Origin of the sequence: Streptomyces sp. NPDC059679 (assembly GCF_042734105.1) — a bacterium.
Classification (GTDB): domain Bacteria; phylum Actinomycetota; class Actinomycetes; order Streptomycetales; family Streptomycetaceae; genus Streptomyces.
In genome coordinates this window covers 145684-157736 of the sequence record NZ_JBHWES010000021.1, presented here as the reverse complement: position 1 = coordinate 157736, position 12053 = coordinate 145684, and the positions used below count along the sequence as shown (strand labels likewise).

The 12053-nt window shown below is 69.1% G+C and carries 14 protein-coding genes and 1 pseudogene; 5 read left to right on the top strand and 10 right to left on the bottom strand.

The features are described from left to right. Positions 1-490: 490 nt before the first annotated feature. Complete coding sequence (locus ACFV2X_RS23445; protein WP_385619502.1) at positions 491-1330, bottom strand: LysR family transcriptional regulator; 840 nt, start codon at positions 1328-1330, stop codon at positions 491-493. A gap of 94 nt (positions 1331-1424) precedes the next feature. On the opposite strand from ACFV2X_RS23445, the gene ACFV2X_RS23440 reads away from it, so the two are divergent. Then, positions 1425-2162 carry an SDR family oxidoreductase gene (locus tag ACFV2X_RS23440; RefSeq protein ID WP_385619519.1) on the top strand — a complete coding sequence of 246 codons (738 nt, stop codon included), beginning with the start codon at positions 1425-1427 and terminating at the stop codon, positions 2160-2162. Between the two features lie 269 nt (positions 2163-2431). Here ACFV2X_RS23440 and ACFV2X_RS23435 read toward each other — a convergent pair. The 4 genes and pseudogenes from ACFV2X_RS23435 to ACFV2X_RS23420 all read right to left on the bottom strand — a co-directional run bounded on the left by ACFV2X_RS23435 (position 2432) and on the right by ACFV2X_RS23420 (position 5972). Then, a pseudogene (locus tag ACFV2X_RS23435) lies at positions 2432-3512 on the bottom strand (integrase core domain-containing protein). Between the two features lie 6 nt (positions 3513-3518). Beyond that, positions 3519-3932: a hypothetical protein gene (locus ACFV2X_RS23430; RefSeq protein ID WP_385619499.1), complete on the bottom strand. Its 414-nt coding sequence runs from the start codon at positions 3930-3932 to the stop codon at positions 3519-3521. Positions 3933-4143: 211 nt separating this feature from the next. Next, positions 4144-4908, bottom strand: coding sequence for a TIGR03943 family putative permease subunit (locus ACFV2X_RS23425; RefSeq protein ID WP_385619497.1), 765 nt, complete (start codon positions 4906-4908; stop codon positions 4144-4146). Further along, on the bottom strand, positions 4905-5972 hold the full coding sequence (locus ACFV2X_RS23420; RefSeq protein ID WP_385619494.1) for a permease: 1068 nt from the start codon (positions 5970-5972) through the stop codon (positions 4905-4907). Before ACFV2X_RS23420 ends, ACFV2X_RS23425 begins: the two co-directional genes overlap by 4 nt. A gap of 604 nt (positions 5973-6576) precedes the next feature. Here ACFV2X_RS23420 and ACFV2X_RS23415 point away from each other — a divergent pair. Continuing rightward, complete coding sequence (locus tag ACFV2X_RS23415; RefSeq protein ID WP_385619493.1) at positions 6577-6834, top strand: hypothetical protein; 258 nt, start codon at positions 6577-6579, stop codon at positions 6832-6834. Here ACFV2X_RS23415 and rpsR read toward each other — a convergent pair. From rpsR to rpmG, 4 genes are read right to left on the bottom strand one after another with little or no spacing between them, the layout of a single operon-like run. Then, on the bottom strand, positions 6819-7061 hold the full coding sequence (gene rpsR, locus ACFV2X_RS23410) for a 30S ribosomal protein S18 (RefSeq protein WP_385619491.1): 243 nt from the start codon (positions 7059-7061) through the stop codon (positions 6819-6821). The genes ACFV2X_RS23415 and rpsR overlap by 16 nt on opposite strands. Before the next feature lie 39 nt (positions 7062-7100). Further along, a complete protein-coding gene (locus ACFV2X_RS23405) occupies positions 7101-8267 on the bottom strand; it encodes a GTP-binding protein (RefSeq protein ID WP_385619489.1) in 1167 nt (388 codons plus the stop codon). Then, entirely contained in the window at positions 8264-8521 is a 258-nt protein-coding gene (locus ACFV2X_RS23400; protein WP_385619487.1) for a type B 50S ribosomal protein L31, read from the bottom strand. The genes ACFV2X_RS23405 and ACFV2X_RS23400 overlap by 4 nt, the downstream gene beginning before the upstream one ends. Positions 8522-8526: 5 nt before the next feature. Then, positions 8527-8691, bottom strand: coding sequence for a 50S ribosomal protein L33 (rpmG, locus tag ACFV2X_RS23395; protein WP_014174050.1), 165 nt, complete (start codon positions 8689-8691; stop codon positions 8527-8529). Positions 8692-8777: 86 nt separating this feature from the next. Between rpmG and rpmB the strand changes: the two genes are divergently transcribed. From rpmB to ACFV2X_RS23380, 3 genes are all read left to right on the top strand, one after another. Beyond that, on the top strand, positions 8778-9014 hold the full coding sequence (rpmB, locus tag ACFV2X_RS23390; protein ID WP_385619485.1) for a 50S ribosomal protein L28: 237 nt from the start codon (positions 8778-8780) through the stop codon (positions 9012-9014). Further along, positions 9014-9319 (top strand): 30S ribosomal protein S14, encoded by a 306-nt coding sequence (gene rpsN / locus ACFV2X_RS23385; RefSeq protein ID WP_385619483.1) that lies wholly within the window; start codon positions 9014-9016, stop codon positions 9317-9319. Before rpmB ends, rpsN begins: the two co-directional genes overlap by 1 nt. A gap of 145 nt (positions 9320-9464) precedes the next feature. Continuing rightward, positions 9465-10409, top strand: a complete 945-nt coding sequence (locus ACFV2X_RS23380) for an integrase (protein ID WP_385619481.1) — start codon at positions 9465-9467, stop codon at positions 10407-10409. Between the two features lie 33 nt (positions 10410-10442). Here ACFV2X_RS23380 and ACFV2X_RS23375 read toward each other — a convergent pair whose 3' ends face one another. Continuing rightward, positions 10443-11813 (bottom strand): FAD-binding oxidoreductase, encoded by a 1371-nt coding sequence (locus ACFV2X_RS23375; RefSeq protein ID WP_385619517.1) that lies wholly within the window; start codon positions 11811-11813, stop codon positions 10443-10445. Positions 11814-12053 lie beyond the last annotated feature (240 nt).

The following is a 12053-nucleotide window of genomic DNA, read 5'->3' as shown; positions in this document are numbered from 1 at the left end:
CTGCAGTACCGGCACAGCATCCTCGGCGGACTCCTCGCCGGGACGGGCCTCACTCTCGACAGACCGGACGGACCCTAATACGCCGAAGTCAGTAAGCCACCTCGACATACGACGCCACGACCGTCTTGGCGGCATCCTCCACGCATACAAACATGCCGCGTGACCTGCACGGACGAGGTATTCGGCAAGCGCACAGTTCGCAGCCTTGACCGACTCGAGTACTCCGCGACGACTACTCCAGACTCGCGTCCTCAGCGGCCTGATCAACGAGTACAAGTACGCGGCCTGACCAGCCGCGACGGATTTCTGAACGGCACAGGACAACGCGGCAAGCACGACACCTGACCCTCGCGACAAGGACAGCAAGTAGACCGAGTCGTTCAGCACAGTCTTCGCCGGCACAAGCACACCGCCACGCCCACCCTGCACGCACATCCTCGACAACCTCATCAATGAGCACAGTCATGTAGCCTGACCAGCAGCGATGGGTTCAGAGACGTGTTGCAACGCGGATGAGGTCGGCAACTGGACGAAGGCGGCTGTGGGGCGGCCAGGCGATCACCGTTGTCACGGGCGGAGCGTCCAGGACCGGCACGGCGGCGAGGTCTCGGCGCAGGTCGGCGCCGGCTGACTCGGGGATGACCGCGGTGGTGCGGCCGAGCGCGATCAGCTGGAAGAGCTGTGTCAGGTTCCGTACCTCTGCGCCAGGTCCTTCTGGGTAGCTGCCGCCGGGGCCGGGCCAGCGGGCCATCGGGAGCTTGGGCAGTGTGGTGACGTCGTCCATCCGGACCTGGGAGCGGGTGGCGAGCGGGTGTGAGGCCGGCAGGATCGCGACCTGCCCCTCGGTGTACAGGGTTTCGGTGTCGAGCCCGACTGCTGAGTCGAAGGGCAGGTGGAGCAGAGCCACATCGGCTTGCCCGTCCTGCAGCAGCTGCTGGTGCTGATGCGCCTCGCAGAGCAGCAGATCCACGGTGGCTGCGCCGGGGTCCGCCGCGTAGGCGTCGAGCAACTTTGTCAGCAGCTCGCCGACGGTGCCGGATTTGACGGCGAGGACGAGGCCGGGATGTGCTGCCGCGGCCCGTTGGGTGCGCCGCTCAGCTGCGGTCACTGCGCTGAGGATCGCGCGTCCTTCGGCCAGCAGCACGGCTCCGGCCTCGGTGAGCGTGACCTTGCGGCTGTTGCGTTCCAGCAGTGCGATTCCGAGCCGCCGCTCGAGCTGGGTGATCGTGCGCGACAGCGGCGGCTGGGCTATCCCCAGGCGCTGGGCAGCCTTGCCGAAGTGCAGTTCCTCGGCGACGGCGACGAAGTACCGCAGCTCGCGTATTTCCATGAGCCCAGGCTAATGACGGGCAGACGGCTGATCGATATCGCTCGGGTATTGCTGCACTACCGAGATGGTGTTGGTGCCCGACTGCGGCGCAGGCATGCTCGCTGTCATGAGCGAGAAGACGATCGCGCTGGTCACCGGCGCGAACAAGGGAATCGGGTATGAGATCGCGGCCGGGCTGGGTGCGCGGGGCTGGAGTGTCGGTGTCGGCGCCCGGGACGAGCAGCGCCGGGAGGACGCCGTGGCGAAGTTGCGCGCGGCTGGTGCCGACGCGTTCGGCGTACCCCTGGACGTGACCGACAGCGCGAGCGTGACCGCCGCAGTCCAACTGATCGAGGAGCGTGCAGGACGGCTCGACGTACTGGTCAACAACGCCGGCATTGCCGGCGGCTGGCCGGAGGAACCCACCACCATCGACCTCGAGACCGTGCGGCGACTGGTGGAGACCAACGTCATCGGCGTCATCAGGGTCACCAACGCGATGCTGCCGTTGCTGCGCCGTTCGGCGCACCCGCGGATCGTCAACCAGTCCAGCCACGTCGGCTCCCTGACACTGCAGACCACGCCCGGCGTCGACCTCGGGGGGATCAGCGGGGCCTACGCGCCGACGAAGACCTACCTCAACGCCGTCACCATCCAGTACGCCAAGGAGCTGAGCGGCACCAACATCCTGATCAACAACGCCTGCCCCGGTTACGTGGCCACCGACCTCAACGGATTCAGCGGGACCCAGACCCCCGAACAGGGCGCGGCGATCGCCATCCGACTGGCGACCCTGCCGGACGACGGTCCGACCGGCCAGCTCTTCGACGACAACGGGGTCGTGCCCTGGTGACCTGACCTTCGGATGCGTTCCCCGTCGATCAGACCGCGGCCGCCCGTCGGCCCCACGTGCACCACGTGCACCACGCCAAGATCGCTGCTCCGGCCTTTGTCACTCAGCCTTGGCCGGGTATGCGGTCCACTGCCGGATGGGTGACTCAGATGCGATGCGAGTCTTCGGCTCGGCGCGGGCGTTGTGGTGCCAGCGTATGTCGGCGGCGATGGCGGCGTTCTGCTCGTCGTGCGTGCGGTGTGCGGGTGCCGATAAATCATCCGTGCAGTTCACACCGCTCGTTGGTATTCGTGGAGGGTTCCGCCGAGTCGGTCTCGTCGGCTGACTTCCAGGTGGGCGAGTTGAGCTTGTTGAGTGATGGGTGTGGGTAGGGGGCGGCTTGCTCCTGGGCTCTGTGCGGGCGGTGCTCGTTGTAGAGGGATTCGTACTCGCGTAGTGCGTGGAGGAGGTGGCTCTGGTTCCAGATCAGGGTCCGGTCCAGGAGTTCGGTGCGGCAGGCCTGTATCCAGCGCTCGATGAGTGAGTTCATCCGGGGTATCCGAATGCCGGTGGTAACAACCTTCACTCCGGCATCGGTCATCAGGGCGTCGAAGGCGGCTGCGAACTTCGAGTCGCGGTCGCGGATCAGGAACTTCACCCTGCTGTCTGCGTCATCGAGGTCCATGAGGAGGTTGCGCCCGAGCTGCACGATCCACTCCGCGGTGGGGTGTGCGGTGGCGCCGAGGATCCGGATGCGCCTGGTGGCGTGCTCGATGACGGCGAAGACGTACGGGCGTGCTCCGGTCAGCGTGCGGACTTCGAAGAGATCGCAGGCGAGACGAGCCTCGGCCTGGCTGCGGAAGAAGTCCGCCCAGGTGGTGCTCTGCCGTTCGGGTGCGGGTGGGATGCCGTGCTCGCGGAGGATCTCCCAGACCGTGGAGGCGGCAACCTTGATCCCCAGCGCTGCGAGTTCGCCGTGGATCCGGCGATACCCCCACGAGGCATTCTCCCTGGCCAGACGAAGAACCAGGGCGCGGATCGACCGGACGGTGCGAGGGCGTCCACGTCGCCTGGGTACGCAGGCCACGGCATGGCGCGCCGTAGCAGCTCGCGATGCCAGCGCAACACCGTCTCGGGGCGGACCAAGAGCAGAAGGCGCCGCAGTCTGTCTTTGGGGAGGCGGTGGAGCAGGCCGGCCAGGACGGCACGGTCGCTGTCGATGAAGCTCGGCCTGCCGACCTGACGCTGCAGGACCAGCAACTGGTGCCGGAGCACGAGGATCTCGATGTCCTTGTCTCTGTCGCTCATCGGCAGGAGGCGTAGGAACGCCAGGGCGTTGGTCGCGGTGAGGTAGGCCAGACGCAGCAGCACGGCACATCATGATGCCGCCGGTGCGTTGGGCAGGAGAAGACGCCTGGGCCAGCTCATGCAGAGCCGAAGATTACTGATCAAGCCCCCCACCTGCATGGTTGATTTTTCGGCACCCGCAACGTTTCCGCATTCCTTCGTCGTTGCGTGTGCGGCCCCCTTCCGGGGCCACACACTGAGGAGCGCCGCGAAGTAGACGGCCGTGGCGACGGCCAGGATGTCGAAGCTCGGCAGCAGCCGCGGCGCCGCGTAGCTCAGTCCCAGCCCGGCCCAGATCTCGGCCACGTCCAGTCCGGCCGGCAGGGCCAGGGCGTGGCACGGGCGGGCGGTTCTGACGGGCGCGGCGAGCGGGACGAGCAGCAGCAGAAATCCGACCGCCTGGGTGGCCTCGGCCGCGCAGGCGCCGACCAGGACTTCCGGCACGGACCGGCCGCACTGGCCGGCCCCACCGGGTAGCTGTGTTCCGGGCCCCGGCACCGAGGACAGCTCGACGTACGAGAAGTTCACTTTGACGCGGTCCCAGGTACTTGACCAATGCCCCGAGTACCGCGCCTGCTCACACCCCACACCCCGACCCCAGAGACCGCGAAGCCCCAGGCCCACGGACTGGGGCCGCCGCATGCGCGGCCGGGTCTCAGCGACCCGGCCGCGTGACCACCACGTCGTTGTAGGGATCCTTGGGGGCGGGGACCCGTGTGACGGTGGTGGCGTCCAGAGCCGGGCTCGCGTCGTCCGTGCCGATCTTTCCCGTGGGGTGCCAGGTGCCGGTGACGTTCACCCAGGCGTCGGCGGGCGGCGCCGCGTCCCCGTGCACCCGCACCTTGCGCACCTGAGCGTCGGCGGCGCAGCAGCTGATGACGAGGCGGCTGACGTACCAGGTGCCGTGGCGTCCGGGTGTGACGAATCCGGTGAGCCGGACGGTGTGGCCCTTCAGGGTGCGGCTGGTGTCCCAGACCGCGCGGGCGCTGAAGTCGTTCAGCGACATCGGCACCACGCCGGTGTCCTGCAGGGCGGGGAAGAGGCTGTCGCCCGAGGAGGGGGCTTTCGGGGCCGTCGCGTCGTCGCGGGAGGCGGTGTACGAGCCGAGGGCGGGTGGCGCCAGGAACAGGATGGTCAGCGCCGGTACGTACAGCAGCCAGGCGACCTTCGGACCGCCTGCGTGACCATGCCCGTGGCCGTCGCCGTGATCGTGGCCGTAGCGTGTACGGGGACGGTTGAACGGGAAACCGTCGCGGGCGGCACTGACCGCTCCGAGCACGATGAGCAGCACTCCGGAGGCGATGAGCGCGGGCCGGAGCCCCGGCCGGACGTAGCGCAGATACAGGTCCGTCAACAGGGAAATGTGCAGCAGACCGACACCGAGGAAGAGGAGCAGCAGCACCTGAATGTTGCGCTTCACAGCAGCCACCACCCCACCAGTGCGCTGCTCAGCACCGCCACCACCCAGGTGACCGAGGAGAAGCGCAGGGCGAAGGCGCGCCCGAAGGTGCCCGACTGGAGGGCGATGAGCTTCAGGTCGACCATGGGGCCGACGACCATGAAGGCGAGCCGAGCGGTGGGTGAGAACCCGGTGAGCGAGGCGGCGACGAAGGCGTCGGCCTCGGAGCAGACCGCGAGGAGCACCGCGAGCAGCCCCAGCATGGGCAGCGAAAGCCACAGGGAGTCGGAGAAGAGCCGCAGTACGGAGTGCGGCACCGCGACGTTGAAGGTGGCAGCGGCCGCCGCGCCGACCACGAGAAAACCTCCGGCGTGCAGAAAGTCGTGCTGGAGCGAGACCCGGAACTCCTCCGCGCGGCTCGCGCCGGGAGTGTGCCCGGTGGGCCCCTTGGGCAGCCGCAACCACTCCTCCCGCCCCAGCCGGATCCACAGCCACCCCATGACGACGGAGGTGAACAGTGAGGCGATCAGGCGGGCCGCGACCATCTGCGGATTACCAGGGAAGGCCACATAGGTCGCGACCAGCACGATCGGGTTGATGGCCGGCGCCGACAGCAGAAAGGCCAGCGCCGCCGCCGGGGCCACCCCGCGCCGCATCAGACTGCCGGCCACGGGAACCGACGCGCATTCACACCCCGGCAGCACCGCCCCGGCGACGCCCGCCACCGGCACCGCGAGCGCCGGGTTGCGCGGGAGCACCCGGGTGAAGACCCACGCCGGTACGAACGCGCTGATCGCGGCCGACACCACCGTGCCCAGCAGCAGAAACGGCACCCCCTGGATCACGATCGCGGTGAACACCGTACGCCACGCCGCCACCGCCCGATCACCGAGCGCTGCGGTGATCTGAGGTCCGAGCACCGCAGCGACGACACCGAGCACCACCACAGGGAGCCCCGCGATCAGCGCATGGGAGGTAACGCGTGCGGCCGCCGGCAGTCCTCCGGCCCCTTCGGGGCTCCGAGGTGACGCCCGGTCGCCGTGGCCGCGTTCGCGCGGCGGCACTATGTCCACATCGCTGTCCATCAGGACTCCCCACTGGGCTCTTCGCCACGGCGGCATACGGCGCTCACCTTAGCGGCGGCGGATGAGCGGCAGGCATGACACCAAGCATTGTCAGGACTTCGTCTCGGCGCGTTGCGGGATCTGGAGGCGACCGGTGGTGTCGATGCCGTACGGGATGGGGACGGGGAGCGGCTTTACCGTCGGCGGCCCGCCGACGGGCATCGCCGCTACCTGATGTGCCGCTGCTGTGGCCGCAGTCGGCCGGTGGACTCCGAGGTGGTGGAGCAGTGGGCCGAGCGGACTGGTGCGGACAGCCGGGTTCGCCGCGGTGGAGCACACCGTCGAACTCACCGGCATCTGCGCCGACTGCCAACTCTCTGGCGAAGGAGAACCACCGCCATGCCGCTGGGAGCCCGCCCGCGGCCGAGCCCACAGCTGCGCGTTGCGAAGTGCGGCCGGGCGACCTGGATCGGCTGGACCAAGGCCGACAACCACGTGGACGACCTCCTCCCCTGGGCGACCGTCGGCGGTCCGGGCCTGGCCCAGCCGCCGGCCACGCTCGAGCCGCAGTTCATCTGCGCACCCGGCGAAGCCCGTACACGGGCACGCGGACGCGGGCCCGGTCGTGCACGCCGATGCGGCCATGGGCGGCCGCGGCATCCTCGCGGCCGCCTGCCTCGACGACGTCACGGCGGCATCCGTGGCCGCCACCCTCCAGGCCCTGGCCATCCCGTTCCGGCTGCTGCTCCTCACCACACTGCGGCGCTCGTCCCGCTCCGTCACCGAACTCGCATCCGAGGTCGCCATGGAACAGTCCGCCGTCGGCCGAGGGATCCGCTCCAAAAACCGCCCAGCCGACCGGAATGGCTATCGCGAGCCGTAGGGCTGCAGCGCCATCTCCCGCGCGTTCTTTATGGCGCGGGAGATCTGGCGCTGCTGCTGCCGCGTCACATGAGTGACCCGTCGGCTGCGTATCTTGCCGCGGTCGGAGATGAACTTCCGCAGCAGATCGGTGTTCTTGTAGTCGACGTAGGTGATGCCGGCGGCGTCCAGCGGATTGACGCGCGGGCGCTTGGAGGTGCGCCGGTCGGTGGTGCTGCGGCGGGGCATAACAGGGGGCCTTTCCGTGCGGGGAGGGGTGTGGTGTGTTCAGGAGACCGGAGCGAGCAGTTCGTCGAAGGCGTGCGGCAGCTCTCGCCATGCGTCCGGCCCCGCCGCGTACTCGGCATCGGTGAGCAGACACGAGTCGAGTAGCGCCAGCAGCCTGTCACGGTCGAGGGCGGGCGAGGTGAAGGTCAGGTGCTGACAGCGGTCACCGTGTTCGGGATGCCAGTCCAGCGACGCGGCGACGCGGCGCTCGACCGGCACCATCTCCCAGGCGGCGTCCGGCAGCGCGGCCAGCCAGGGCCCGGCCGATTCCACACACAGTGCGCCGCCCGCGGCATCCCACGACAGCAGCGTGTCGCCCCGGTCCGCCAGCCAGAAGCGGCCCCGGCTGCGGGCCGCGGCGCAGCTGAGGTGCTCCAGCGCCTCGTAGAGCCGCCCCGGGTGGAAGGGGCGGTCGCGCCGCCAGACGAGGGTGCTCACGCCGTGGTCGTCGCGCTCCTGTGGCAGCAGCGCGCACGCCGGATGCTGCCGGGCGGCCGCTGCCTCCACATCGAACCCGGCCAGCAGGGCGGGCCCCATGTCTCCGTCGCCGATGCGCACCTTCCGCGCGCCCGGGGTGAGTTGTGCGAGCAGGGCGTGGTCGCCATCGTCCGCGGGCTCCTCGGACGTCTCGTCCTCGACGACGGCGATCACCGTGGGGTACTCCAGCTGCCGGGCGAAGGTGTCGGCGACGGTGCGTTCATCGGTCGGGGCGGCGGCCAGGCCCACCTCGGCCAGGTCGTCGCCGTTGGACAGGTACGGCACCGTCAAGGCCGGATCGATCGCGGTGGCCACCCCGGTCAGCTCCAGCGGCGCGCCCTCGGCCGCGATGACGGCGGCCATGGCCTGGGGTTCCACCGAGTCCCACAGCTCGACGACGGCCAGCCGGTGGCCGCCGCCCGCGGCCAGCCGCAACAGCTCGGGGACCATGTCCTCACGGAGCGCGCAGCACGCGCAGTCGTTCACCAGCGGCGCCTCGCCACTGCTGAGCGGCCCCGAGGCATCGCGTACGGAGCGGCGCACGGCGCCGTCGGCGGTGGCCGACAAGTCGTGGTGCAGCGCGATGGAGCCGGGCACCGTGCGCAGGACCTCTTCGACGGCGGCGCGCCGGGCGTCGACGTGCAGCCCGCCCACGATCGCGACGGCCAGCCGAGGCTCGTCCCCGTTCACCGGCCCCTCCGTGCGCGCCCGTAGCGCCGCTCGAAGCGCTCGACACGGCCCGCGGTGTCCACGACCCGCTGGTTGCCGGTGTAGAAGGGGTGGCTCGCCGAGGAGATCTCGACGTCGATGACCGGGTAGGTACTGCCGTCCTCCCACTCGACGGTCTTGTCGCTGGTGGCCGTGGAGCGGGTGAGGAAGGCGAAGTCGGCGGCCCGGTCGCGGAAGACGACCGGCCGGTACTCGGGATGGATACCGGGCTTCATGGCGGTCAGCGCTCCTCGCGGAAGTCGACGTGGCGGCCGACGACCGGGTCGTACTTGCGCAGGGTCATCCGGTCGGGGTCGTTGCGGCGGTTCTTGCGGGTCACATACGTGTAGCCGGTGCCGGCGGTGGACCTCAGCTTGACGATCGGGCGTAGTTCGTTCCGTGCCATGCTCGACAGCATATATGGAGTTGGTTTTCATTTTCAAAAATGGCTAGGGTGCCGCCATCAGCACCCATCGGAGCGAGAGGGACACCATGTCCACACACTGCCAACTCACCGGCCGGCAACCCGGCTTCGGCAACCACGTCTCCCACTCACACCGCCGCACCAAGCGCCGGTTCGACCCCAACATCCAGCGCAAGCGCTACTGGCTGCCGAGCGAGGGCCGCCACATCCGGCTCACCCTGAGCGTCAAGGGCATCAAGACCGTCGACGTGATCGGCGTCGAGGCCGCCGTGGCCCGTATCCGCACCAAGGGAGGAAAGGTCTGATGGCAAAGAAGAGCAAGGTCGCCAAGAATGAGCGGCGCCGCGCGATCGTCGCCCGCTACGCTGAGCGCCGCGCCGAGTTGAAGGCGATCATCGCCGCCCCCAACAGCCCCGACGAGGAACGCACCGCCGCCCAGCGGGAACTGCGCCGCCAGCCACGCGACGCCAGCGCCACCCGGGTGCGCAACCGCGACTCCATCGACGGCCGCCCCCGCGGCCATCTGCGTACCTTCGGCCTGTCCCGCATCCGGCTGCGCGAGATGGCCCACGCGGGCGAACTCCCCGGCGTGACCAAGAGCAGCTGGTAGCCCTCAACCAGGGCCAACCCTGCGCCTGCCGGAAAACCCATCCGCCTTGGTGAGAGGCGGTGTGGAGATGTAGGAACCTCGTCTGAGGTCGCTCGAACCGTGCCCTCGCGCAGCTGTTTCGATCGCCGCGGCATGATGGTCGACCGTGCTGCTGCGACTGGGCTACCTGGCTGTGACCAACGCGTTCGCCTTGCTGCGCCTGCTACCGATGAGCGATCACCACAAGGATGCAGAGATCCTTGCTCTGCGCCATCAGCTCATGGTGCTGGAGCGGCAACTCGGCAAGGAGAGGGTGCGGTTCACTCCGGGCGACCGGGCGATCCTGACCGCTCTGCTGCACCGGCTGCCACGGGACGTGCTGCGTAGACTGCGCCTGGTGGTCCGACCCGACACGGTGCTGCGCTGGCACCGCAGCCTGGCGGCACGCCGCCACGCGGCCGTCTCCCGGCCCAGGCGCCCGGGTAGGCCGCGCACCGTGCGCTCCGTCAGGATCCTGGTGCTGCGCTTGGCGAGGGAGAATCCCAGTTGGGGCTACAGGAGAGTGCACGGCGAACTGCTCGTCCTGGGAGTGAAGGTCGCCGCATCCACGGTCTGGGAGATGCTGAAGGAGGCCGGGATCGACCCGGCGCCCGGGCGAGCCTGCAGCACGTGGGCCGGCTTCCTCCGCTCCCAGGCTGATGCCCTGCTGGCCTGCGACTTCCTGGAAACGGTCACCTTGTCCGGGGCCCGACTGTACGTGTTGGCGGTGATCGAACACGCCAGCCGACGCATCCGGATCCTGGGTGCGACCGCGCACCCGACCGCTCCATGGGTCGGGCAGGTGGCCAAGAACCTGGTCATGGACCTCGAGGACGCGGGCTGCCGGATGCGGTTCCTGATCCGGGACAGGGACGGGAGGTTCCCCGCCCTCTTCGACGCCATTCTCGAGCAGTTCTACAACATTCATCGCCGGCACCAGGGCATCGCGAACGACCGCCCGCTGCACCCGTTACCCGCGCCGATCACCGACCCGGCCCAGATCGCCAGCCTCGATATACGACGGCGCGAGCGCATCAGCGGCATCCTCCACGAGTACCGACATGCCGCATGACCTGTCAGGATGTGATTTCCGGCAAGCGCAGGGTCATGCCGGCCCGAAAACTTTGCCAGGGTTGAGAATCCCGGCCGGGTCAAGAGCACGCTTCACCGCGCGATGCATCTCCAGGACGGCCGGGCCGAGTTCACGGGTGAGGCCGGGCCGCTTGAGCAGTCCCACACCGTGCTCACCAGTCACCGTCCCACCCAATTCAAGGGCGTCCGCGATGATGTCGTCGAACGCCGCGCGGGCCCGGACCTGAGCCGCCGCGTCACCGTGTTCCGTCACAAGCAGCGGATGCAAGTTGCCGTCGCCGACGTGCGCGATGTTAGCGATGGTGATCCGGTGCCTCTCCGCGGTCCGGTCGATGCGAGCCAGCATCTCCGCCACCCCCCCGATGGGCACACAGACGTCCTCCGTGAGTACCGGCCCCAGCCGCTCGAGCGCGGGGAAGGCCAGCCGGCGGGCCGCGAAGAGCATCTCGGCCTCTTCCTCTGTCTCCGACCGGTCCGCCCAAGTAGAGCCAGCCCCGCGGAAGCAGTCGACCATCCGGCGGGCGCCCTCCTCGGCGGCGCGGCCATCATCGTCGAAACGGGCCAGGAGGACCACGTCCGCCTCGGCGGAGAGCCCCATGTTCTTCCAGGCATCGACCGCGCGCAGACAGTGCCGGTCGACGAGTTCCAGCGCGGCCGGCCGCAGCCCGGCGGCAGCCGTCGCACGCACCGCGTCACCGGCCTGCCCGACGCTGTCGAAGTAGCCGACGGCGGTCACGCCGACCGGAGGCAGGCGTCGCAGCCGGACCGTGATCTCGGTGACGACACCAAGAGTGCCCTCGGCACCCACCATGAGGCCCACAAGGTCATAGCCGGCAACGCCCTTCGACGTACGGCGCCCGAGCCGGACCACCTCGCCCGTGCCGGTCACGACCTCCAAACCGAGGACATAGTCGCGAGTGACGCCGTACTTGACGCAGCACACTCCGCCAGCGTTCGTCGCGACATTTCCTCCAATGGTCGACCAGGGCGAACTAGCGGGGTCAGGCGGGTACCACAGGCCGAGCGCCGCTACATGGGCGCGCAGGTCGTCGTTGACCACACCGGGCTGCACGACGGCGAGGCGCTCCAGCTCGTCGACCTCCAGCACCCGATCCATGCCGTCCAGCGCGAGGATCACGCCGCCTTCGACGGCATTGGCGCCCCCCGACAATCCAGTACCGGCGCCGCGTGCAACCAACGGGACTCCTTGCTCCAGGCACGCACGAACCACGGTCCGGACCTCGTCGGTGTTCTTGGCGCGCACGACGGCCACCGCTCGGCCAACAGGCGCCCACACCGCCTGGTCGTGGGAGAGACCGGCGACGATGTCCGGATCAGTCACCACCCGGCCAGCGCGCAGCCGTCGCCTGAGTACTTCGGCGATACCCACGGCAGGGGGTGTCGTGCTGACGAAGTCCCGCTCGGCCACCCGCACACCTCCAGAGAAGTTGACTCACATATGAATGCAACACAGTTGGCACAACGCCGCCGGGCAGCCGGTTCGTGGACGATATGCACGAAAGACCGAGGGAAGTCTTGCAGCGCCTCTTGCTCCGTTCCGTTCCTCCCCCTGGGTGGCGCGCGTCCCGGCGCGACCGGCTCGGGCTCGAAATGCGTACCGGTC